Source organism: Neorhizobium sp. SHOUNA12A, assembly GCF_023006505.1.
In the GTDB taxonomy this organism is placed as follows: Bacteria; Pseudomonadota; Alphaproteobacteria; order Rhizobiales; family Rhizobiaceae; genus Neorhizobium.
In genome coordinates, this window is sequence record NZ_JALBGV010000086.1 from 1 (window position 1) to 23,017 (window position 23,017).

Consider the following 23,017-nt stretch of genomic DNA (forward strand, 5'->3'; position numbering starts at 1 on the left):
CAGCGGCGGGCTTGGCCGGTGCAGGCTTTGCCGGCGCGGGTGCGGCCTGTGCTTCCGCGGGAGCCGGATCGACGACCGGCGGCTTGATCGGGTTTGCATCGATGATGCCGCGCAGCTTTTCGGAACTTTGGTTCGTCAGGTCGCGGGAAACCCCGTTTGCCCAGATTTCAGCGGCCTTGGTCAGTTCGCGGCTGACGAGCGGCTGGTTGGTCAGCAGCTTTTTGCCGGTTTCCGTGTTGAAGAAGGTAGAGATCGACTTCAGTTCGTCGACCGAGAAGCTCTTGGCGTAGATGGTCGCGGCTTCCTTCTCCAGATCGGCACGGCGCGGCGCAAGCACGAGTGCCTGCTCGTCGACGACGTTGGAGATCTGCCCCTGGAAGTTGGGAGAGGCCTGGATGAACTGAGCCTTCAGACGCTCCGCCAGGTTGGGCAGGATGTTGTCGTAGCGATCCGTAACGTTGAGCGACGCGATCGCATCGCGTGCAGCGGCAAGCTGGGCTTCCGAAACTTCCTGTGCGCGAGCCGATACCGTGAAGGCGCCGGAGAAGAGGATAGCCACAGCGGCGGCACGGCCGAGAACCGCGAATCTGATCATGAGTTTGTTGCTCCTAGTTTATTTCGCCTCGAGCGTCCGCGCTCCAGCCTCACCGGCAATGATCGCTAAGGACGCCATATGGATGAACAGCCCGTGTTCCACGACACCGGGAATGAAATTCAGCTCCGCTGACAGAGCGTCTGCATCAGGAATGCGGCCAAAAGATGCGTCGAAAATGTAGTGGCCGCCATCCGTCGTGAAGACATCAGCCCCCGATTTGCGCAGCTTCAACTCGCCGCTCAACCCCAATCTGGAGGCGGCCTTTTCGATCGCGATCTGGGTCGCCGTCTGACCGAAGGGATTGATTTCGATCGGCAGCGGATAGGCCCCGAGCATGCCGACGAGCTTGCTTTCGTCGGCGATCACGATCATGCGGGCAGACGCCGCGGCGACGATCTTTTCGCGCAGCAATGCACCGCCGCCGCCCTTGATCAGGGTCAGGTTGGCATCGACTTCGTCGGCACCGTCAATCGTCAGATCGAGTTCCGGAAGCTCGTCGAGCGATTTCAGCGGGACACCGAGCTCGACGCAGAGCCGCGCGGTACGCTCGGACGTCGGCACGCCTTCGACCTTGAAGCCCTCGTGAACCTTTTCGGCGAGTAGCCTGACGAATTCGTCCGCCGTCGAACCGGTGCCGATACCAAGCCTCATGCCGTCCTCGACATAGGCCAGTGCCGCTTGCGCCGCCTTGACTTTCATTTCCCGGGCGTCCATCCGCCAAAAGCTCCCCGCTGTTTCGCCGACCCGCTGTTTACACGCGTCTCCCGGCAAACGAAAGTCCCCTCACGGCGGGTTTTACGAAGCCATGGGTTTTACGAAGGTGGGCGAATCTCGCATATTTGCATTTCACGGCAGCATTGCGTAATCCGGGACATCCCCCGAACGACGTTCACGAGGTTCCATTGACCGCTCCACTCGTCATTTTCGACCTCGACGGCACGCTGATCGACACCGCACCGGATCTGATCGACAGCCTCAATTATACGATCGAGGACGTCGGCCTGCAGCCGGTGACGTTCGAGGACCTCACCCATCTCGTCGGCCAGGGCGTGCGCGTGATGATCCGCCGTGCGTTCGAACTGCGCAGAGTTCCGCTCGACGAGCCGACCGCGGCCAGGCTGTTCGACCGCTATATGGAGCATTATGAGGCGGAGATGCCGGGCCGAAGCCGCCCCTACGACGGTGTCGTTGCATGTCTCGACCGCCTGTCGGCCGCCGGCATGCGGCTCGCCGTCTGCACCAACAAGTCCGAACGGCTCGCCTTCCCGCTTCTTGAAAAGCTCGGCCTTCTGGATCGCTTTGTCGCGATGACCTGCGGCGACACTTTTGCCGTCCGCAAGCCGGATGCCCGGCATATTTTAGGCACCATCGAACGGGCCGGCGGCGACCCCGCCACGTGCGTCATGATCGGCGACAGCGTCAACGATATTCTCGCCGCGCAAAATGCCGGAATTCCCTCGATCGCCGTGAGCTTCGGTTATTCCGACGTCGCCGTCGATACGCTCAACCCGGACCGGGTGATCGGCGGTTATCACGAGCTGACCGTGGAAATGGTGGAAACGTTGATTTCGGCCGATGTGAAGCGGGTGGCGACAGCCACGTAAAAAGGCGGCACGAGGCCGCCTTCTGTAATCCAAACTCGATCCCGGCAGAAAGCTCAGCTCTGGGCCGCACGGACCTTGGTCGTCGCGGCAAAGGCTCTCACCGTCGCATCGTCACGGCCATAGACGTCGTCGAAATATTCGACCTTGCCGTCCTTGTTCGGCCAGGCGGTGAAGTAGGAGACATAGACCGGGATCCTGACCGGCACCTTGGTGGCGACGTTCTGGCCGGCGGCAATCCGGCCGTTCACGTCGTCGATCGTCGTGCCGAGCACGGCGGCGGCCATCTTGCGCGGTTCGGCAAGACGTACGCACCCGTGGCTCAGTGCCCGCATGTCGCGCTGGAAGAAGCTCTTCGAGGGCGTGTCATGCATGTAGATCGCATGGCTGTTCGGGAAGAGGATCTTCAGATCGCCGAGGGCGTTGTCGCCCGACGGTGGCTGGCGCACGGAGATCTTGTCGGTCGAGCCGAACCAGTTGACGCTGCTCGACGGGACCGCCTTTCCGCCAATCGACACCTCGTAACCCATCCGGTCGAGATAGCTCGGATCCTGGCGCAGGTGCGGCAGCATCTCGTTGATGATGATCGACTGCGGAACGCCCCAATAGGGGTTGAACTCGACCGTTTCGATCTCGTCCTGGAAGAAATAGGTCTGATTGGCCTTGCCGCCGACCACGACGCGCATCGAAAACTGTTCAGCACCGCGGTCATGATAATAGACCATGAAGGCCGGCTGGTTGATGAAGACGTAACGCTGGCCGAGATCGTCCGGCAGCCAGCGCGCCTGTTCCATGGCGACTTCGACCTTCTCGATCTTGTCCTTCGACGTGTGGCCGACCATCTTGCGCACCGTCGCGTTGCCGATGACGCCGTCCGCCTTGAGGCCGACTTCGGCCTGGAAGGATTTGACGACCTCGACGAGCTCGGGCGTGTAGTCCGGGGTCTGCTGGTAGGCCGTCAGCGTCGCCGCATGCTTGGTCTTCAGCGCTTCGGAACCGGTATGCTGGATGGCGGCGATGATGCTCGCCATATCCGGGCTGCTCTTGCCCGGCTTCAGGAGAATGTCGTCCGGCAGCGAGATGCGCGGACCGTCGTTGGCGGCGGCGGTGCGCAGCGTCGCCAGCTCGGCCTTCAGCGCCTGGAATTGGGGACCCTGCGGCGCAAGGCCCTGGAGATAGGCGGCGACATCGGTTCCGGTCTGCGCGAAAGGCAGGACGAGCGAAAGCTTGACGTCCTTGCGCTTGAAGTCGTGGTAGCCCGATACCTTGTTCGGATCGATACGGCCGCGCACCATGTCCTGCGCAAACATCAGCACCTTTTCCGACAGCGCCAGCTCGAACTGCATGAGGGCGCGGTCGTGGCTGTCGGCGGCGGAAACCGGCGCCGATGCCGTTGCGGAAACATTGATGGGGGTTGCCGCATCGGCGGGCGCGGCAACGCTTGCGGTGGTCAGCGCCGGGACCGGCAGGATGTAGTCGGCCGGTTCCAAACCGTATTCGCCGGCACGCTCGAACAGCGACAGAACGCCCCTCGCCTTGTCATTGACGTCGCCGGCGGTGACCCAGAGAGGCTCCGCGGCCTTGCCGTAGAAGGCTTCAAGAGCGGTGGCAATTTCCGGCGGGGCCGAAACCCTGGCCTCTGTGATAAGGCGCGTACCGTCCGTCGCGGACGCCGCAGCGAAGGCGCTCGTCTTCACAACCCGCTCGGCATCCGGCTTATACGTGTAATAACGCGGCCCCGAGACCTTCGGCAGCGGTTCGGGATCGGCGAGACTGCGCTCGCTCGGCATGCTGGCATTGCCGCCGACACCCGGCAGGCCGTTATCGGCGTGCCTTGGGCGGTCTGCCCCAGGACCACCACGCAAGAGATCGAGAAGGGTCACGGCATGTGCGGGAACGGCGGCTCCGGTAAAAATCGAGATGCCGGACACGAGCGCCAATGCGATCGAAGTTTTTTTGTGTTTGTGCTGCAATGTCGTCCCCGTCACCTGCATCCGCGTCCTGATCCGCGGGCTCGAATATGTATCACGCCATCTAACCGATCGCGCGAGGGATGGAAAGAAACGCCCGAGTGTCCGGCGGGTTTCAGTTCCATCGGAAAACAGCATCGGTGCGCAGCCGGAAGGTTAAGAAACTATTCGTTAAATTTTTACTGACAGCCGTCGACAAGGACCCCTTGAGGGGGCGGATTCTGCTGCATAATTACGCGGTCCGTGTCATAAAAGGCACGACGAAAGCGTACCAAAAAGCCTGTTTCGGCGGCTTGCGGACGTTCAGCAATCGTATAGTAATGCCGCCGGCCGGCTCCGACGCGGTAACGCGTTGTTGATCTTTCAAGACACCGGCAGCGACCACGAGCAAAAAGAGGCAGCGAAGATGGCATCGACCCGCACCGAAACCGACACGTTTGGCCCGATCGAAGTGGCAAGCGACCGTTATTGGGGCGCCCAGGCGCAGCGCTCGCTCGGCAACTTCAAGATCGGCTGGGAGAAGCAGCCGCTCGCGGTCGTCCGGGCGCTCGGCATCGTCAAGCAGGCCGCCGCCCGCGCCAACATGGAACTGGGCGGCCTCGACGCTTCGCTCGGCAAGGTCATCGTCGAAGCGGCGCAGGAAGTCATCGACGGCAAGCTGGACGACCACTTCCCGCTGGTCGTCTGGCAGACCGGTTCCGGCACCCAGTCGAACATGAACGCCAACGAGGTGATCTCCAACCGCGCGATCGAAATGCTCGGCGGCGTGATGGGCTCCAAGAAGCCCGTCCATCCCAACGACCACGTCAACATGAGCCAGTCGTCGAACGACACCTACCCGACGGCCATGCACATCGCCTGCGTCGAAACCATCGTGCGGCACCTGATCCCGTCGCTGAAGCATCTGCACGAAGCGCTGGACGTGAAGGTCAAGGCCTTCTCTCACATCATCAAGATCGGCCGCACCCATACGCAGGACGCCACCCCGCTGACGCTCGGCCAGGAATTTTCCGGTTATGCGGCACAGGTCGGCTCGGCGATCGCCAATATCGAACTGACGCTGCCGGCGCTCTCCAAGCTCGCTCAGGGCGGCACAGCGGTCGGTACCGGCCTCAACGCCCCGGTCGGCTTTGCCGAAAAGGTAGCCGAGGAGATCTCGAAGATCACCGATCTGCCCTTCGTCACCGCCCCGAACAAGTTCGAAGCGCTCGCGTCGCATGATTCCATGGTCTTCGCCCACGGCGCGATCAACGCTGCTGCTGCCGCTCTCTTCAAGATCGCCAACGACATCCGCTTCCTCGGTTCCGGTCCGCGTGCGGGCCTTGGCGAACTATCGCTGCCGGAAAACGAACCGGGGTCGTCGATCATGCCAGGCAAGGTCAATCCGACCCAGTCGGAAGCCTTGACCCAGGTCTGCGCCCACATCTTCGGCAACCACGCGGCGCTCACCTTCGCCGGCAGCCAGGGCCATTTCGAACTGAACGTCTACAATCCGATGATGGCCTATAATTTCCTGCAGTCGGTGCAGCTGCTCGGCGACGCTGCGGTCTCCTTCACCGACAATTGCGTCGTCGGCATCGAGGCCCGGGAAGACAATATCAGACGCGGCGTGGAAAATTCGCTGATGCTGGTCACCGCTCTCAACTCCCGGCTCGGCTACGACATCTGCGCCAAAATCGCCAAGACCGCCCACAAGAACGGAACGACTCTTCGCGAAGAAGCGGTCGGCGGCGGATACCTGACGAACGAGGAATTCGACCAGTATGTCCGCCCGGAGAACATGATCGGTCCCAAATAAGGCGACCTGATTTACAATATAACGAGCAGGCCCGTCCCCCGAATGGCGGGTTTTCTCTTTCGGTCAGCCTACAATGATTAATTCCGACAATATATCAACATTCTAAAGGTGAATATTTCTTCGGGCTCGAAGTCTGTAAACCCATTAGTTTTGAGGGTAAAAGCGGGTATTTCAGAAATGCGAAATAAATTTAAGAATAAGCTCTTCAGCTCGCACCCCTTAATTCTTTTCCAACATTTTTCACATACTACTTCGTTTCATAGCATACAGGTGAGATCTAGTGGGGATCGTCGATGACGACGGCAACAGCGCCGAGAGCGCAATCTAGCGATCTGATCGGCCAGATCATCTATGCGGTGCGATCGATGGGCGTCGCGCCAATCCCTCGTAACTATCAGCTTTTCTACGAGGCCTATATCGGTTCCAATCCTGACCTAACCCGCGATCTGGCGGCGCTCGGAAGCCGTGCCACGCAGGAGGAGCTGGACGCACTTTCGCATCGCTACCTTGGAACGGGCCAGGTGGCGGTCATCGAAGACGCCCATACCAGGATTCTTGGCGAACTGGACGCCCTCCTGAAACTGTTGCGCCAGGAGCAGAGCTCGCTCGAAAGCTACGGCAAGCTGCTTGGTGAAACCGCTCAGCGGATCAACTCCAAGAGCAGTTTTTCCAACGACCTGCTGACCAGCGCGCTGGCGCTGCTGAGCGAAGCGACTGGCAGCACCATGGCGCATGGCGAAAAGACCGTCGGCGGCGTCGTTCAGCGCTCGCAGGAAATGGACCAGGTCCGGCGGGAACTCGACGAATACAAGCGTATCGCCAACACCGATTCTTTGACCCGTATCGCCAACCGCCGGGCCTTCGACGAGCGCCTTGCGGCGACTTACGACAATATGGCCCTGCTGCCGGTCACCGCACTGGTACTGGCCGATATCGACAACTTCAAGAAGATCAACGACAGCTACGGCCATCCGGTCGGCGACAAGATCCTTGCGACGGTCGCTTCCGTGATCCGCTCGAACGTCCGCAAGGATGTCTTCGTCGCCCGCTCCGGCGGCGAGGAATTCGCGATCATCGTCGAAGGCAACACGCCGGAAGAAGTGATGATCATCTGCGAGCGGGTCCGCCGCGCGCTGGAAACCCGGATCTTCCGCAATTCACGCTCCGGCATCGACTACGGCCCGGTCACCATCTCGCTCGGCTTTGCAATGGGTTCGCAGGCGAGTGATCCCGGCGAGCTCTACGCCAATGCCGATACGGCGCTCTACAATGCCAAGAACGCCGGCCGGAACCGCTCAGTCTTCTTCGATGACAGCATGAAGAAGGACTATGTCGGCAAGAGCTGGCTGATCTACAGGAAGTAGATTTCCCTCAGTCGCAGGCCGAGACGCCGGCGGCAGCGGCGATGACCAGCAGTTCCGGGCGGTATTCGAAATGCATGGTGTCGTAGTGATACCAGCGACCGCCCCAGATAAAGCCATGGCGCTCGAATGCCGCGACGATCTTCATCGGAAAGCGGTTTTTGTAGTTCGGGACATTGCCGGGCTTGCCTCCCGACCACAGCCAGTAATCGGCGTGTTTCGTGTTGAGATCGATCGCCGCGCCAAAACCGTGGACGGAGAGATTGGTCTGTCCCGCAACCTTGCGCCAGTTGAAGACGCCGGCCGACGGCGTCAGGTAGGTTTTCAGGCCCGGGTCAGTGGCAAGCTCATCCCGGACGGCGGCGAGCGCCTTGTCGACCCCGTTACGGCTGGTGACCCGCAACGTCTCTCCGAACCATGCGACCGGCACAAGGCTCGACTGCACGGCATTGGCACTCGCGCCACAAAGGCGCTTCATCAAGTCGTCGCTGCGGATGCGTCCCGGATCGGAATCGACCGGCGGGCGGTATTCGCAGGAGCCGGGCCGATATGCCTGAGACAGGCTGTCCTCGACATCGCCCTCTGCCAGCATTTGCGCATGGCTGCGCCTGATCCCGTCGTCGATCGGAATCGGCGCGCCCTCCTTCATGATCAGCCTGCCGTCGCGGCTGGCCACGATCATGTCGGGATAGGCCTTCACGAGGGCCGCGATCTTCTCCTCCAGGCGCAATTCGCGCGCCTCGCCTGGGCCGCAGACGAGGATCGACAGCATCAGGGCTGCCGACCGGAGGAACGGCCTGTCAGTAGACCAGGACATTGACGTAATCGCCGCGGGGCCCTCGAAAGATCTGCACGTTGATCATGACATTCCCGCGAACGACGGCGTTGCGGGCGGCCCGGTCGATGGTACCGCGGCTGATCATGCGCTCGACGAGTTCCCGATTGCCGGCGTCGGCGAAGAAGCTGTCGCTCTGGTCACCGCGTTGCGAGACGCCGAAGCGATGAAAATTTGCGCGGTCCTGGCGGATGATCTGCCACGGCTCCTGCAGGCGCACATTGTTGGAATTGTACAGGTCGGCCTCGCCGATGAAGGCCGTATATTCCTCGATCAACTGGTCGGCCCACGCCGCTTGGGCGCCGAACATCGTCGCAGCCAGGATCACCGCCGCAAAGCCGGTTCCAAACTTCATAAAGTCCCCCGTGCCCGTCCCCTATGGCGGGTCGATTCGATTGTTGCCTCGACCGCTGAAAATGTCCATGAGGCCCCCGACGATGGACGTCTTCTTCACGAAGAAAACGCCGGCGCGCTATCTACCACATCGTCTTGGCGGCACGCTCCGGCCATTCGCGGTCGTAGGTATCCTTGTCGAAATCGGCCTTGGCCGCCTTCAGGAGCGTTCCGGGCGTCGGCAGGCTCTTCGGGTCGACGAAATGCTCCGGGTTCCAGAGTTCGGCGCGCATCAGAGCGCGGGCGCACTGGAAATAGACCTCGTTTATGGTGATGACCGTGACGCTGCGCGGATGCCGGCCGTCCATCTCGAAGCTTTCGAGCAGCGCAGGCTCCACCGAGATCACGGCGCGGCCGTTGACGCGCATCGCAGTGTTCGAGCCGGGGACGAGAAACATCAGCGCCACGCGCGGATCGCGCACGATGTTGATCAGCGAATCGATGCGGTTGTTGCCGCGCCAGTCGGGCAGAAGCAGGGTCGCGTCGTCCTGGATACGCACCGCCCCGCCAAGATCGCCGCGCGGAGAGCAGTCCAGCCCTTCCGGCCCCACGGTTGAGAAGGCGACAAAGGGCGAAGCCTCGATCATCTGCCGGTATTCCGTGGTCAGCGTCTTGGTCACCTTGGCGAGCGAAGCTTCCGAGACGCCGTCATAGATCGCCTTCAGTTCCTCGACGGATGTGATGATGGTCATGGCTCGCCCCTTCAGTGTTAGCGGGCCTTAGCCCGCGTGGGCGACACTATGATGACGTCCCCTGTGGATCAAGCAGCGGCGTCGTTGCCGGGCTCGTCGACGATGGAGGTTTCGCACGACGGCCGGGCATCGCCCGTCAGGAAGGCGACAATGGTCTCGATCACGCCGCGGTCGCTGACGATGCGGCGATGTCCGAGCCCGTTCGCCCATTCGAGCCGCGCCGTGGCAAGCCCTTCGAAGCGGCGGGCGTGGTCGGCGGCGACCTCCTTGTCCTCCTCGGCATGCACCACCAGCAGGGGCGTCCCCAACCGAGCGGCGCTCGCAACCGTATCGAAGTCGTCGAGCGAGGCACCGGCTACCTTTTCCGCCCGCCTAATCAGCAGCGCCTTGACGCGCGGCGGCAGGCCGACCATCCGCGAAAAGTCGTCGAACAGCCAATGGATATGGCTCGGCGCGCCGATAACCACCAGTTTCGAGGGCGAGATCATGCCGACGTCTTTCATCACCCCGCCAGCAGCGAGCATCATGCTCGCACCGCCGAACGAATGACCGACTGCTGCGTCGAAATGGCCAAACCGGTTCTCCGCCGCAACGATCGCCTCGACGGCCTGTCGCATGTTGAGGCTGCGGCCGCTGGAAAGGCCATGGCCGGGAAAATCGAGCACCACCACCTCGGCGCCGTTTTCGGCCAGGCCCGCCGGCAGGGCGGCGATATAGGCGGCATTGGAACCCCAGCCGTGCACGACCAGGTAACGGGGCCGGCCGGGCTTGCCGTCGCCGTTGAAGCGATAGGCCATCACCGTCGATTTTCCGACAGTGAGCGGGATTTTCTGGGTGGCCGCGAGCCGTTCGCGTCCCTCGTTCTCCATCGCCAGAGCCTTGCCGCCTCTAGGACGGCGCGAGGGTGTCAGGCAGAAGAGCCGAAAGGCGAGCTTGGCCGCGGTATCGGGGAAAAGCCGTCCCGAGACGGCAAACGCGAAACGGGTGACCTTGAGTGCAAAGGATGACATAGTGAGAAAACCCGATAATGTTCAATATTGAACAATAAAGTACAACGATGAACAAAAATCAATCCCTCCCTTGGGATCATCCGCGTTTTCGCAGTTGGATTGCCGTCGCCCGCGCCTGCCAGTTGATGCAAACCGTGCTGACCCGCGAGCTCGCCGAACTCGACATCAAGCCGCCGCATCTCGACATCCTGATCAATCTCTACCGGTTCGAAGGGATTTCGCAGCAGGAGCTTGCCCGCAAGCTGCTGGTGGGACGTTCCAACATGAGCATGGCGTTGCCGCAGATGGAAAAGCGCGGGCTGATCGAGCGACGCGGCGACAGCAAGGACAAGCGTGTCCTGCGCCTCTACCTGACCGAGGAAGGCCGCGCGGTGACGGAAGCTGCGATGGGCATCCAGACGGCGCTGATCGAGCGTACGCTCTCCTCCGAGCCGCTGGATCAATGCATGGCGATGGCCGAATCGATGGAGCGGCTGATCGTCACCCTGCAGTCGGAGGTCCGTGAGGACAGCCGCGAACCGGTGTGATCACCGCGTCCGTTGCGGCGGATCGCGCGACAGACCCTTTTCGGCCAGATTGCGCTCATAGTCGGCAAACAGCTCGGCGCCTCGCTCGCCGAGTTCGCGCAGGTAAGGCCAGGTGAAGATGCCGCTGTCGTGGCCGTCGTCGAAACGGATCCGCACGGCGTAATTGCCGGCCGGAGTGATCGCCGCAATGCCGACGTTGCGCTTACCGGGCACGGTCACCTGCTGGCCGGGACCATGACCCTGCACTTCCGCCGAAGGCGACAGTACGCGCATCGTTTCCGCCGACAAGGGATAGGCCGCGCCGTCGCTGAAGGTGACGTTCAGCGTGTGGCGGTCCTTGGAGACCCGCAGTTCCGTCGGCCAAATGTCGCTCATGCTTTTCAGGCTCCCGATTGTCATATGCCTGGCGGAGGATTAGGAGCTACGGCGCTTCGCCGCAAGCTGTTTTGCGTCCAGCATCGTTCTATCTGATCGATGTCGTACACTTGACGCGACGGCTCGAAACGCCCACTTTCAGGGTAAGGGAGAATGCCACGTGAACAGTTTCGCAGGACCGGTCGGAGGAGCAGCGCCGATCATCGCCGACAAGGCGCCGATGATCGATCCGTTCGGTCGCGCGGTCACGTATCTGCGTGTCTCGGTCACCGACCGCTGCGATTTCCGCTGCACCTATTGCATGGCGGAAAATATGACCTTCCTGCCGAAAAAGGACCTGCTGACGCTGGAGGAGCTCAACCGGCTCTGTTCCGCCTTCATTTCCAAGGGCGTCCGCAAGATCCGGCTGACCGGCGGCGAGCCGCTGGTGCGCAAGAACATCATGTTCCTGGTGCGTGAGCTCGGCCAGCACGTCAAGGCCGGCGCTCTCGACGAACTGACGCTGACGACGAACGGGTCGCAGCTGGCAAAATACGCCGACGAACTTTACGACAGCGGCGTGCGCCGCATCAATGTTTCGCTCGACACGCTGAACCCGGAAAAATTCAAGGCGATCACCCGCTGGGGCGATTACCACAAGGTCATGGAAGGCATCGACGCCGCCCAGAAGGCCGGGCTGAAGATCAAGCTGAATGCCGTGGCGCTAAAGGATTTCAACGAATTCGAGATCGCCGACATGCTGCGTTTCGCGCATGGCCGCGGCATGGACATGACGGTCATCGAGACGATGCCGATGGGCGAGATCGACGAGGACCGCACCGACCAGTACCTGCCACTGTCGAAACTGCGCGCCGATCTCGAAGAACAGTTCACACTGACCGAAATCCCCTACAAGACAGGCGGCCCCGCCCGCTATGTCGAAGTCCAGGAAACCGGCGGACGTTTAGGGTTCATCACGCCGATGACCCATAATTTCTGCGAGAGCTGCAACCGCGTGCGTCTCACCTGCACCGGCACGCTCTACATGTGCCTCGGCCAGAACGACGCGGCTGACCTCCGCACCGCGCTGCGCGCTTCCGAGAACGACGACTACCTGTCAGCCGCGATCGATGAGGCGATCACCCGCAAGCCCAAGGGCCACGATTTCATCATCGACCGCACCCACAAACGCCCCGCGGTCGCCCGCCACATGAGCGTCACCGGCGGGTGATGTCCGCGCCGGCGGCAAGCGTCGCGGCGGCTGCCGCAGCCGGGATCATTGCGAAATATCGACATGATGCACTCCGTGCGGCAAGGCCACCCGCCCGATCCGCTGCAGCGACGGTGTATCGCCCTTGATCACCCTGAAGACTTCAAGCCCTGCCCCGGTCTCAGGGCCTGCGCCCTGATGTCCCTCGAAAACGGTTGCGAGAAGGTGATCGCCCGTCAGGTCGAAGGTTCCGCCTTCAGGCAATACGCCCTCGAACGTATAGTCGCCAACCTTGTGCAGCCTGCCTGGGCCCGGATCGAACGTCAGAAGCGATACGGCCGCCTCGCGGCCATGACGCGGAGACCCGGGTGGAAAGGACGTGCCGCGCATATTGATCGTCGCGACAAGCCGGCCATCCGGGCTCACCGCCATTCCTTCGGCCGAAACGCCGGTGTCGACCGTCATCAACCGCTCGTGCCGCGCTTCGGACGCCTCGGGATCCGCCAGCCGGACGACGGTCATGGTGGAGGACGCGTTCGGGATGCGGCCTTCAAGGCTGGTCGCAGTGAAATCGCGCCCCCAGTTCGATGTCAGATAATGGCGGCCATCCGGCGTGAAGCGGCCGACAAAAGGATCCCTGCCCACCTCCACGCTGTTTCCCCAAGGCTGCAAGGCAGGCTTCTGATCGCTATCGGCAAATTCGAAGAACGCGACACGGTTCTGCGTGTTGATATTGGCCGCCAGAAACCGCCCGGACGGATGCCATTGAACATTGGTCGCCGTCACGCCACCCCGCGGAGCGTCCAGCGATCCGGTTATGCCGAGTTCGGCCAGATCGAAGCGGGCGACCTCACTGAATTGCCCATCGGCAAATTCGACGATCTGAAGCAGGGCCGCATCGGCGGTATTGGAGACGACCGCCACCCGCTGCCCGTCCGGGCTGACGGCCAATGCCTCCGGATTGATGCCGATCTCCACCGTATCGGCAAGCTTCGGCATCGATGGGTCGGAGAGATCGACGGCAAACAGCCGCCTGCCGGGCGGCAGATCCCTGACCGTTCCGCCGCGATCTGGCCGCTCGCCCAATCGTTCGGTCACGAATGCCGTGCGCCCGTCCGGCGTCAGTTCCAGGATTTCGGGCGCCGCGGTCACCGAGTTCGAGACGGGGAGTGAACCTCTCGTCACGCGGCCATTGGCTATCGAAAGAATGGTGAGCACGTCCCTGTGACCGGCCTCCTTCGGAGCCAGTACGGAATCGGCATAGGTGCGCGCCAGATAGTCGCCGTCGGAGATGACGGCGACGCGACCGGCCGATATCGCGCCGAGGATATCGGCCGATTGTGCAGCAGCAGTATCAGACGCCACGGTAACCAACGAAAGGACCGTGCCCGCGAGAAAAGCCAATGCCTTCATGATCCATTCTCCTTCCGAGAAGCGGCGTCACCTGCCGCCTATTGCCTGAAGGGAGGATAGGGTCCAGTCTGATAGAGTTCCAATCGGAATTCCATTATCTGTGATAGGCAAAATACATCAGGAATGTCGATGGATATTCGCTCCATGGCTTGCTTCGTGGCGGTCGCCGAAGAATTGCATTTCCGCCGGGCGGCCGAGAGGATGCACCTCACCCAGCCCTCGCTCAGCCAGCGCATCCGCGCCCTCGAGCTGGAGATCGGCTCGGACCTCTTTGCGCGCGATCGCCGCAGCGTCGCGCTGACGCCGGCCGGCCAGGCGTTCCTCGAACCCGCCCGCCGGGCGATCGAAAATGCCGACGTTGCCCGGCAGCAGGCTCTACGGGCGTTTCGCGGCGAAGTCGGCCGGCTGCGGCTGGGTTTCACGGTCATCGCCTTCTACGGCATTCTGCCGGAAGCGGTGCAGGCATTCCGGAAGCGCTATCCGCAGGTCGAGATAGAGCTTGTCGAGCTCAATTCCCCGTCACTCGAAACCGCTTTGATGACGGGAACGATCGATCTGGCGGTCCTGCATCCGCCTCTCGCCAATCCGGAACTCGCGATCCATGAACTGCCGGCCGAGCATCTCGTCCTGGCATTGCCGGAAAGCCACCCGCTTGCGATCCGAACCGAGATCCGGCTCCCCGACCTGGCGGGCGAACCCTTCCTCCTCGCGCCTCGCTCGATCGGACCTAGCATCTACGACAGGGTCATCGCTCTGTTCCGAGACCAGGGCGTCAGCCCGCGCATCGTGCAGGAGGTTACGCCCATGACCACCCTTGCAGGCCTGGTGGCGGCGGGGGTCGGAATGGGGTTCGTCACAGGCGGCCTGTCTCGCCTGCCGCGTCCCGGCGTCGTTTTCCGGCCGGTCACGCCGCCGCCGCCATCGTTGCCGATGGCGGCGTCCTGGTTGAAACCGCAGCTTTCCGCAATCGGGCAGCGCTTCCTCGAAACGGTCTCGGCGCTAGCCTGACTGTCCGGGCCTCAGGCAGCGTCGCTGCGGCGGAAACCCGAGCGGCGTTCGTTGGCGCCGGCGTGGAAGCTGATGTTCGGATCGCGCGTCTTGAAGCGCTCGATCTTTTCCGACAGCATTTCCACGCGCCTGCGCAGGCCGTGGATTTCGGCGTTGTTTTCCTCGACCATGGCGGCGTTGCGCTGGGTGATCAGTTCGACCTCCTGCACCGCCTTGGTGACTTCGTTGATGCCGGTCGACTGCTCGCCGGTGGCCGCTGAAATCTGGGACACCAGTTTGCGGACATCGGTGATGTGGGTGATGATCTCGGTGAGCGCCGTACCCGTTTCCTCGACGAGATGCACGCCGTTGCTGACCTGGGTCGAGCTTGCCGAGATGAGGCCCTTGATTTCGCGGGCAGCACCGGCGCAGCGCTGTGCCAGTTCGCGGACTTCCTGGGCGACGACCGCAAAGCCGCGGCCTGCCTCGCCGGCACGGGCTGCCTCGACGCCGGCGTTCAGCGCCAGCAGGTTGGTCTGGAAGGCAATTTCATCGATGACGCCGATGATCGTCGCAATCTTGTTCGAGGAGCGGCTGATCTCACCCATGGCATCGACAGCGCGGGACACGACCTCACCGGAGCGGACCGCGAAATCTTCCGTCTCGTTGACCGAGACGGATGTCTGCTTGGCGCTTTCGGCCGTCGAGCGGACGATTTCGCTCAGATGGCGCAATGCACGCGAACTCTGTTCGAGCGCTGCTGCCTGCTGTTCCGTGCGGCGGGCAAGATCGTCCGCCGAAGCCGCGAGATTGCCGGTGCCGCCGTCGATTTCTTCCGCGGTCGAGCGCACGTCGGCGAGCGTGGCACGGAGCGCCTCGACAGCCTGGTTGTAGGTGCGTGCCATCTCGATGAAGTCTTCCGGCAGGTTCTCGTCCATGCTGCGCTCGAGATCGCCCTCGGCAAGCTTGCCGAGCATGTCGTTGAGCGCCGTCAGCGCCTGGCGCTGTTCGCCGGCAATGCGGGCACGCTCGGAGGCGCGGCGCTCGGACTCGGCGGTCGAGAGTTCGCGGGCTGCAGCGGCATCCTGCTCGAGGCGGACATTTTCGACGGCTGCATCGCGGAAGACGGTGACCGAGCGAACCATGTCGCCGATCTCGTCGCCACGTTCGCGGCCTTCGATCTTGACCTCGAGATCGCCGTCAGCCAGCCGCTTCATCACTTCGGTAACGCGACGCAGCGGGCCGCGCAGCGTTTCCACCAGCATCAGGCCGCCGGCAATGGCAAGCAGTGTGCCGACCACCATGGCGATCAGAGACAGCTGGGCAGAACGCTCGCTGTCCTCCTTGCCGACTTCCTGGGCCTGGGCCACGAAATTCTTGAGGCCGGCCATGCCGCCCGTCAGAGTTTCGGCGGCGGCGGCACGTGCCTTTTTCCATTCGGCGGCAATGGACAGAAGCTTGGCGGTATCCTCCTCGATCGATTTCAGGCGGGGCTGAAGCGTGGTCGAGAACTCGCGCATGGCAGGGTTTCTGGCGAGCTCGGAAACTTCCGCGCTGGCGGCCTTCAGCTTTGCCATGACGTCGAGGACGACCTTGCGCGCGTCCTCCGTCTGGTTGGCGCGCAGCCGCTCGACATAGAGCTGCATGGCGTCGATCAGGCGCAGCGATTCGGCGCTGCGGTCGAGAAGCGTGCGCAGGCTGGCAACCTCTCCCTCGATGCTGGCAAAACGGCTGGCCGCGTTGCCGGCCTTGCTGGTGACTTCCGCTTCCATCTTGGACTGGAATTTCTCCATGCCGGCGACGGTGTCGCGTATCGCCTTTGCCTTTTCCGGAACGTCCTGACTGCCCTTGATGGTGGCAGCAAGAGCAGCGATCGCATCGTTGATCGGCTTCAGCTGCTTGATACCGTTCGGGGTGAGGAAGGCCTGAACTTCCTGGAAGGTCTTGTCCAGAATGCCGAGATACATGTCGGCGGTGCTGATCGCGCCGTCGTCGGTACCGGTCTCCTTGACGGAATTGCGAAGCTCGCCGATCTGTTCGGCGATCGCCTTGTAGGCATAGGCTTCCAGCACCATGCCCTTGGCGAACTTTTCCTTGCCTTCGAACTGCTTTCGGACGTTGGCAACCTGATCGGAAACCCCTGTCGCGACGGTGCGGACATTGTCGATGCTGTCGTCGAGCGCTGCGGCGTTTTCGTCGCGCCTCTGCTTTATCTTCCAGAGCGCGTCCGTATCGGCGCGCATCCTGGGCGCAAGCCCGGTCACCGCGGCGATGCGCTCGCGGTCCCCGGCCGTCACGAGCAGCCCGCCGAGCACGCGGACGCCGCTCTCCTGCTTGTCGATGGCCGCCTTCAAGGCTGCGAGCGATGCATTGTCGGGCTTGCTGTTGAATTCCTGGAGAACCGCCTGGAGATTTTCGAAGTCGCCGATGTTCTCGATCGTCGCACGCGTCACCGTCATATGACCGTTCAGCATGCTGGCCGTATAATAACCCGCAAGGCCTACCCCGGCGATCAAAAGGACCAGCGGGATGACGAAAAGAAGGACCTTGGTGACGATCCTACGGCTCTGAAGAAGACGATCGATGAAAGACATTTTTCCCCCAACTGCAAACCAGAAGCGGCTTCGCGTCAGCGCATTCGCGAAACAGCAACGGCACGATCCCAGCGTCATGCGGGAATGAATGGCTTTCACAATCGTCAAATTCGGTTGAACAACGGTTAATTCGGGACCCTTACAAATCATATTATTACACTGTGTCGGATATTGGAATTTCCCGCCGCTATCCAAAAGAGTACCGCCCGGGAGGCAATCAGGCTGGCGATGCGTAAGTCGTTGCTTTAAGAGACCGGATACCGGAGGAATCTCGCAGATGGCATGGTCTGAAAATTCGCGGGGCGCGTTATTCATGTCGCTCGCCATGGCGGCTTTCACCTGCAACGATGCGCTGGTCAAGTCGGTCACCTCGGAGCTCAGCATCCCCCAGATCATGGCCGTGCGCGGCGTCATGGCGACGATGCTGATCTACTGTGTGGCGCGCTACATGGGCGTGACCCTTTCGGCCAAGGCGGTCATGCATCCGCTGGTGCTGCTGCGCACCTTGTTCGAACTTGGCGCCACCCTGTCCTTCCTCTCGGCACTTGCCCATATCGAATTCGCCGCCATTTCGTCGATCATGCAGGCATTGCCGCTCGCGGTGACGTTGGGCGCTGCCCTCTTCCTGGGCGAGCCTGTCGGCTGGCGGCGCTGGACGGCGATCGGTATCGGCTTCCTTGGCGTGCTGATCATCATCCGCCCGGGTCCGGAAGGCTTCACGCCGGCCGCGGTGCTCGCCGTCATCGCCTGCTGCTGCACGGCATGCCGCGATCTCACCACCAAGCGCATCCAGGCCGTCATTCCTTCGCTGACGGTGACGCTCTTCACGTCGCTCGCCAACACTATTCTCGGGGCGATCCTGATCGTGCCGATGGGCGGCTGGCAGCCGGTCAGCACCTATGCGCTCGGACATCTGGCGATTGCTTCGGTGATGGTGTTCGCAGGTTATCAGGCAGTCATCCAATCGATGCGGACAGGCGAGATCTCCTTCATAGCGCCGTTCCGCTATACCGGCCTGCTCTGGGCATTGGCCATCGGCATTTTCGCCTTCGGCGAACGTCCGAACGCCTATATGCTGGTGGGCGCGGCCGTCGTTATCGGTTCCGGCCTCTATACCTTCTATCGCGAACGCAAGCGGCAGGGCATCGCCGCCCACAAGGCTGCAGCCGCCCCGCCTGCCTGACGACCGGCCGGATGAAGGAGCCGAATGGCAGCGTGAAAGGACAAGACGACGTGCAGCAAAGCCGATTTCTGGACAGACGAACCCCGCCCCATATTCTGACGCTCGTCGTCTGCGCCGGACTAGCCGCCCTCTCGCTCAACGTCTTCCTGCCGTCGCTTTCCGCCATGGCGACCCATTTCGGTACCGAATATGCCGTCATGCAACTGGCCGTCTCCGGTTATATCGCCGGCACCGCCGTGCTGCAGCTGGTGCTCGGCCCTCTTTCCGACCTCTTCGGCCGCCGCCGCGTGATGATCGGCAGCATCCTGATCATGCTGGTCGGCACGGTGATCTGCCTGGTAGCCGCAAACGTCACCGTCTTCATGATCGGAAGGCTGCTGCAGACCGCTGTGGTCGCGGGTTTCGTCCTGCCGCGGGCGATCATCCGCGATACGGTGCCGATGGAGAGCGCCGCCTCGATGATCGCCTACGTCACCATGGGCATGTCGCTGGTGCCGATGATCAGCCCGACGATCGGCGGGGCGCTCAACGACATGTTCGGCTGGGAAGCGAATTTCGCCCTGATGCTCGGCCTCGGCCTGCTGACCCTGACGCTCGTCTTCACCGATCTCGGGGAAACGAACCACCTGCCGGCCACCAGCTTCATCGCCCAGTTCCGCAGCTGGCCGGACCTTTTCCGCTCACGCCGATTCTGGGGCTATACGTTCACCTCGACCTTCTCGTCAGGCGTGTTCTTCTCGTTCCTCGGCGGCGCACCCTTCGTCGGCACGGCGATCTATCACCTCTCTCCGACCATGCTCGGCGCGCAGTTCTTCCTGATCGCGGCCGGCTACATGATCGGCAACTTCATTTCGGGCCGCTACACCCGCCATTTCGGCACGATGACGATGATGATCTCCGGCAGCGTGGTCAGCCTGCTCGGCGTCCTTATCACCGCCGTATTCCTCGTCGCAGAAGCGCCTTGGCCGCTTGCCTTTTTCGCACCGCTGGCGCTGACCGGCGTTGGCAACGGCCTCACCCTTCCAAGCTCGAATGCCGGCATCGTCAGCGTCCGGCCGCATCTCGCGGGCTCGGCTTCCGGGCTCGGCGGCGCGATCACCGTCGGTGGTGGTGCCGCACTTTCGACCCTTGCTGCAACGGTGCTGAAGGACGAGGGCGGCGCCATGCCGCTTCTCGTCGTCATGGGCGTGACGACCATCCTTGCGCTCGTCGCCACCGTCTATGTCCGGCAGATCGACCGCCGTGGAGGCGCGATCCCGACAACGGACGACGAACGATGACCGCACCCGCCGCTCCCCCCGACAAACCTCCCGGCCTGATCCTTGCCGGCGGCAAATCGAGCCGCATGGGCACCGACAAGGCTTTTCTCACGATCGACAACAACACGATCCTCGCCCATGTGGTGCGGCGGCTCCTGCCCCAGATCTCGGAAATCACCCTCAACGCGCCGACGAATTTCCCTAACCCGCTCGGTCTGCGCCTGTTGCCGGACCCGGTTCCCGGCCAGATCGGCCCGCTTGCCGGCGTGCTCGCCGGCCTGCGCGACATCCAGGCCCGCAGCCTTCAATCAACCCATCTCCTCACCGTCCCTTCCGACAGTCCCTTTATACCCGCCGACCTCGTCCCCCGGCTCGAAGCTGAGGCGGACGATCCGAACGCGATCGTCATCGCCGCCTCGGACGGCCGCGATCATCCGGTCTTCGGGCTCTGGCCGGTTTCCATCGCCGGCGATCTGGAAACCTGGCTCTCCGATCCCGACAACCGGCGGATCAAGGCTTTCCTCGAACGTCACCGCATGGCAACCGTCGAATTCCCGATGGTCGAGACGCGCCAGGGGCTGCTCGATCCCTTCTTCAACATCAACACGCCCGAGGATCTTCAAGAGGCGCGTCGTTTCGCCGAGGAGCTTTCATGACCCCTCCCCGCGTCTTTGGCATTTCCGGCTGGAAAAATTCCGGCAAGACGGGCCTGGCGGTGCGGCTGGTGGCGGAATTTACCCGCCGCGGCTATGCGATCTCGACGATCAAGCACGCCCACCACGATTTCGACATAGACAAGGTGGGAGCCGATTCCTTCCGCCACCGGCAGGCCGGTGCCCACGAAGTGGCGATCGTTTCCGGCACCCGCTTTGCGATCATGCACGAGTTGCGCGGTGCGCCGGAGCCGAGCTTCGAGGAGATCCTCTCCCGCCTCGCCCCCTGCGATCTGGTGCTGATCGAGGGCTACAAACGCGAACCTGTCCCGAAGATCGAAGCCCGCCGCCTCGAGGCGAACAACCGCGAACCGCTGGCGCCCAGCGATCCCCACATCGTCGCGATTGCCGCTAATCACCCGGTGACCGACGCCACCCTCCCCGTCTTCGACCTCGACGACACGAACGCGATTGCCGATTTCATCGCACAGGTGACGGGACTTAGCCGCTAGGCCTTGCCCTGGTGTTCTACAAGATAGCGCGTCGCAAGCGCGACATGGCGAGGAATAGGCTTGTTCTTGCGGTAGTCGGCGACGAGCCGGCGCGAGATCTCTAGGGCCGACGCCATGCCGTCCAATGTCATGCCGAGCTTATCCATAGCGGTGCGAAAATCACTGTTGTCGAATGTGACCGGCGGTAGGGCGGCGAGCCATACTGCCGAGAATTCAAGATCCTCCCCCGGCCATTCCAGTGCGTTGCGATATTCGCTAACCCGCATCTGCCGGAAGAGATCATCGTCGTGCCGAAGTGGAATGTAGATGCGGCGGCTTTCCAATGCGGGCGCCAGATCGACGACCTTCGTCTCTCCATCTTCCCAGACAATTCTCACCTTACGCCCGTCGAGCGCATCGGCGTCCGCTATCCTCGGCAAAGGTCCACCAACGGTGACGATCTCTTCACCTTTCATTGAGGCGCTCCCAGGCTTCATTCAACACCTTCCTATTTTCCCGTACCCAAACCAATGCGCGTTCCAGACTTCGCCGATCGATGGAGCCCGCAAGAATTTCCAAGTCGGATAGACGGACCAGGACTTCGTGATCCGGCGTAACGATATGAAAATGAGGTGGATGGTGATCGCCGGCAAAAATCTGGATCTTCAGATTTCCGAGTTTTACGATAGTCGGCATCGCCCATCCCCGCGGCGCCACCAAAAATAGTGCATTATGAGCACTATCTCAAGGTGCAAAAAAGCCGCCGGATCGCTCCGGCGGCTTGGTTTGAGTGTCCGGGACCGTTACCGGTTTGAAGCGACCGGTTTGACCAGCGGCGTGATGCGGCGCACGGTCACGCGGCGGTTTTCCTGTTCGGGACCGTCGGTGCGCACCTTCAGGTAACGTTCGCCATAACCCTGGGTCGCCAGGTTTTCCGGCGGGATGCCGAATGCATCCGTCAGCACCCGGGCAACGCTTTCGGCGCGCTCGTCGGAGAGAACGAGATTGCTGTCGTCGGCACCGACAGCATCCGTATGACCTTCGATCAGGAAGGTTTCGGAAGGATCCCGCTTCAGGACCTTGCTGATCGCGTCTGCGACCTTGCGCAGCGAACTCGCCTGGTTCATCGGGATTTCGGCACTGCCGGTGGCAAACGTGACCGTATCCAGGTCGATACGCGGCACCTTGTCCCGGATGCGGGCGGAGTAGCGCACTTCGTCCATCGAATAGACCCGCTCGACCCGCTCGACCGGCGGCTGTTCCAGGAACTCGTAATAATCCCGGTCCGGCTCGGTCGAGGTGTCGATGATGTAGTTGTCGAGCGGCACGCTCAGCCGCATCGGCGGCAGGTCGTCGCCCGGATCGCGCCAGACGTAGTCGCGGCCGCGGCGGTTATCCATCAGCTCCGGCGAATAATAGAGCACGTATTCCTCGCCGCCCCTGACGATTCGCGAGCGCTGGACGATCTCGCCATAGCTGTTGCGGACGGTGACGATCCGCGTCCCGTCGTCGCGCACGATGACTTCGCGCACGCGGCCATCGCGGAGCTGCTCGTATTGCGGCGCCCGATCGCGATCGTTGTAGAAACGACGGCTGTCGTCATGGCGAACGACGGTCTGGTTGTCGATCGAGATGATCACGCGGCCGCCATCGCGGTCGCGATCGCCGTTGCGGTCACGGCTGCCGCCGAGGCCGGCTGCGTCGCGGAAATCCCAGCCGCGGGGCCGTTCGAACTGCGGACGCTGGTCGAGGCGCTGGCCACGCTCTTCGGACAGCTGGCGGAACTCCTGCAGCTGTTCGCGCGTGGCGCGGGTGCTGCCTTGAGCCTCTGCATCGGATTTCGGTGGCGCCAGCTGCTGCTGGTCGGCCTGCTGCGGAGCCTGACGGCGCGGACGTTCTCCGTCCCGTGGCGGACGTGCGGAAGGCGCCTCCTTGGCGCTGTCGAGCACGGCGGCACCGTTCTGAACGGGCAAGACGACCTGTTCACCGCTCTTGGCCGCGGCCGGATCCTTGGCAAGCTCCTTGGCGCGTTCGACCTGCTGAGGTGTCGTTGCCGTCTCGGGCGCGGTCGGCTGGGCGCCCGGCTGGGCT

At 62.5% G+C, this 23,017-nt stretch carries 23 protein-coding genes; 10 read left to right on the plus strand and 13 right to left on the minus strand.

Translation table 11 applies throughout. The features are described 5' to 3' along the window. Together MOV63_RS26625 and rpiA are read right to left on the minus strand one after the other, a co-directional pair. Nucleotides 1–595, minus strand: a 595-nt coding sequence (locus MOV63_RS26625) for a DUF2059 domain-containing protein (protein WP_247038414.1), incomplete at its 3' end; no start/stop codon positions are given. Nucleotides 596–613: 18 nt separating this feature from the next. After that, on the minus strand, nucleotides 614–1,309 hold the full coding sequence (gene rpiA, locus MOV63_RS26630) for a ribose-5-phosphate isomerase RpiA (RefSeq protein ID WP_038542788.1): 696 nt from the start codon (nucleotides 1,307–1,309) through the stop codon (nucleotides 614–616). 188 nt (nucleotides 1,310–1,497) lie between these two features. On the opposite strand from rpiA, the gene MOV63_RS26635 reads away from it, so the two are divergent. Continuing rightward, a complete protein-coding gene (locus MOV63_RS26635) occupies nucleotides 1,498–2,199 on the plus strand; it encodes an HAD family hydrolase (protein ID WP_247038416.1) in 702 nt (233 codons plus the stop codon). Nucleotides 2,200–2,252: 53 nt separating this feature from the next. Here the strand turns inward: MOV63_RS26635 and MOV63_RS26640 are convergent, their stop codons facing one another. Further along, a complete protein-coding gene (locus MOV63_RS26640; RefSeq protein ID WP_405029387.1) occupies nucleotides 2,253–4,190 on the minus strand; it encodes a murein L,D-transpeptidase in 1,938 nt (645 codons plus the stop codon). A 382-nt stretch (nucleotides 4,191–4,572) separates the two neighbouring features. Between MOV63_RS26640 and fumC the strand changes: the two genes are divergently transcribed. Both fumC and MOV63_RS26650 read left to right on the plus strand, forming a co-directional pair. Continuing rightward, nucleotides 4,573–5,964 carry a class II fumarate hydratase gene (gene fumC, locus MOV63_RS26645; RefSeq protein ID WP_247038420.1) on the plus strand — a complete coding sequence of 464 codons (1,392 nt, stop codon included), beginning with the start codon at nucleotides 4,573–4,575 and terminating at the stop codon, nucleotides 5,962–5,964. A 293-nt stretch (nucleotides 5,965–6,257) separates the two neighbouring features. Further along, complete coding sequence (locus MOV63_RS26650; protein WP_038542783.1) at nucleotides 6,258–7,328, plus strand: GGDEF domain-containing protein; 1,071 nt, start codon at nucleotides 6,258–6,260, stop codon at nucleotides 7,326–7,328. Nucleotides 7,329–7,335: 7 nt separating this feature from the next. Here MOV63_RS26650 and MOV63_RS26655 read toward each other — a convergent pair whose 3' ends face one another. From MOV63_RS26655 to MOV63_RS26670, 4 genes are all read right to left on the minus strand, one after another. Continuing rightward, nucleotides 7,336–8,142, minus strand: a complete 807-nt coding sequence (locus MOV63_RS26655; RefSeq protein ID WP_247038422.1) for a M15 family metallopeptidase — start codon at nucleotides 8,140–8,142, stop codon at nucleotides 7,336–7,338. Beyond that, a complete protein-coding gene (locus MOV63_RS26660) occupies nucleotides 8,126–8,515 on the minus strand; it encodes a hypothetical protein (RefSeq protein ID WP_247038424.1) in 390 nt (129 codons plus the stop codon). The genes MOV63_RS26655 and MOV63_RS26660 overlap by 17 nt, the downstream gene beginning before the upstream one ends. Nucleotides 8,516–8,636: 121 nt before the next feature. After that, nucleotides 8,637–9,245 (minus strand): pyridoxamine 5'-phosphate oxidase family protein, encoded by a 609-nt coding sequence (locus MOV63_RS26665; RefSeq protein ID WP_247038426.1) that lies wholly within the window; start codon nucleotides 9,243–9,245, stop codon nucleotides 8,637–8,639. A 68-nt stretch (nucleotides 9,246–9,313) separates the two neighbouring features. Further along, nucleotides 9,314–10,255, minus strand: a complete 942-nt coding sequence (locus MOV63_RS26670; protein WP_247038428.1) for an alpha/beta hydrolase — start codon at nucleotides 10,253–10,255, stop codon at nucleotides 9,314–9,316. A gap of 47 nt (nucleotides 10,256–10,302) precedes the next feature. On the opposite strand from MOV63_RS26670, the gene MOV63_RS26675 reads away from it, so the two are divergent. Next, nucleotides 10,303–10,782, plus strand: coding sequence for a MarR family winged helix-turn-helix transcriptional regulator (locus MOV63_RS26675; protein WP_247038430.1), 480 nt, complete (start codon nucleotides 10,303–10,305; stop codon nucleotides 10,780–10,782). Here MOV63_RS26675 and MOV63_RS26680 read toward each other — a convergent pair whose 3' ends face one another. Continuing rightward, entirely contained in the window at nucleotides 10,783–11,157 is a 375-nt protein-coding gene (locus MOV63_RS26680; protein WP_038549149.1) for a gamma-butyrobetaine hydroxylase-like domain-containing protein, read from the minus strand. Between the two features lie 220 nt (nucleotides 11,158–11,377). On the opposite strand from MOV63_RS26680, the gene moaA reads away from it, so the two are divergent. Beyond that, nucleotides 11,378–12,367, plus strand: a complete 990-nt coding sequence (moaA, locus tag MOV63_RS26685) for a GTP 3',8-cyclase MoaA (protein ID WP_258719313.1) — start codon at nucleotides 11,378–11,380, stop codon at nucleotides 12,365–12,367. 45 nt (nucleotides 12,368–12,412) lie between these two features. On the opposite strand, the gene MOV63_RS26690 is transcribed toward moaA, so the two are convergent. Then, nucleotides 12,413–13,759, minus strand: a complete 1,347-nt coding sequence (locus MOV63_RS26690; RefSeq protein WP_247038434.1) for a hypothetical protein — start codon at nucleotides 13,757–13,759, stop codon at nucleotides 12,413–12,415. 129 nt (nucleotides 13,760–13,888) lie between these two features. On the opposite strand from MOV63_RS26690, the gene MOV63_RS26695 reads away from it, so the two are divergent. Then, complete coding sequence (locus MOV63_RS26695) at nucleotides 13,889–14,767, plus strand: LysR family transcriptional regulator (protein ID WP_247038436.1); 879 nt, start codon at nucleotides 13,889–13,891, stop codon at nucleotides 14,765–14,767. Between the two features lie 11 nt (nucleotides 14,768–14,778). On the opposite strand, the gene MOV63_RS26700 is transcribed toward MOV63_RS26695, so the two are convergent. Further along, a complete protein-coding gene (locus MOV63_RS26700) occupies nucleotides 14,779–17,340 on the minus strand; it encodes a methyl-accepting chemotaxis protein (RefSeq protein ID WP_247038438.1) in 2,562 nt (853 codons plus the stop codon). Between the two features lie 277 nt (nucleotides 17,341–17,617). Here MOV63_RS26700 and MOV63_RS26705 point away from each other — a divergent pair, with 277 nt between their 5' ends. The 4 genes from MOV63_RS26705 to mobB are packed head-to-tail and all read left to right on the plus strand — an operon-like array spanning nucleotide 17,618 to nucleotide 20,947. Continuing rightward, nucleotides 17,618–18,523 carry a DMT family transporter gene (locus tag MOV63_RS26705; RefSeq protein WP_247038440.1) on the plus strand — a complete coding sequence of 302 codons (906 nt, stop codon included), beginning with the start codon at nucleotides 17,618–17,620 and terminating at the stop codon, nucleotides 18,521–18,523. Between the two features lie 50 nt (nucleotides 18,524–18,573). Continuing rightward, complete coding sequence (locus tag MOV63_RS26710) at nucleotides 18,574–19,803, plus strand: multidrug effflux MFS transporter (RefSeq protein ID WP_247038449.1); 1,230 nt, start codon at nucleotides 18,574–18,576, stop codon at nucleotides 19,801–19,803. Then, a complete protein-coding gene (gene mobA, locus MOV63_RS26715) occupies nucleotides 19,800–20,438 on the plus strand; it encodes a molybdenum cofactor guanylyltransferase MobA (RefSeq protein ID WP_247038442.1) in 639 nt (212 codons plus the stop codon). The genes MOV63_RS26710 and mobA overlap by 4 nt, the downstream gene beginning before the upstream one ends. Next, a complete protein-coding gene (gene mobB, locus MOV63_RS26720) occupies nucleotides 20,435–20,947 on the plus strand; it encodes a molybdopterin-guanine dinucleotide biosynthesis protein B (protein WP_247038444.1) in 513 nt (170 codons plus the stop codon). Before mobA ends, mobB begins: the two co-directional genes overlap by 4 nt. Here mobB and MOV63_RS26725 read toward each other — a convergent pair. The 3 genes from MOV63_RS26725 to MOV63_RS26735 all read right to left on the minus strand — a co-directional run. Further along, nucleotides 20,944–21,402, minus strand: coding sequence for a DUF2442 domain-containing protein (locus MOV63_RS26725; protein ID WP_247038445.1), 459 nt, complete (start codon nucleotides 21,400–21,402; stop codon nucleotides 20,944–20,946). The two genes, mobB and MOV63_RS26725, sit on opposite strands and share 4 nt — an antisense overlap. After that, the gene (locus MOV63_RS26730) at nucleotides 21,392–21,622 is read right to left on the minus strand and encodes a DUF4160 domain-containing protein (RefSeq protein ID WP_038542755.1); all 231 of its coding nucleotides are present in this window, start codon (nucleotides 21,620–21,622) and stop codon (nucleotides 21,392–21,394) included. The genes MOV63_RS26725 and MOV63_RS26730 overlap by 11 nt, the downstream gene beginning before the upstream one ends. 107 nt (nucleotides 21,623–21,729) lie before the next feature. Continuing rightward, on the minus strand, nucleotides 21,730–23,017 hold a 1,288-nt coding region (locus MOV63_RS26735; protein WP_247038447.1), incomplete at its 5' end, for an OmpA family protein.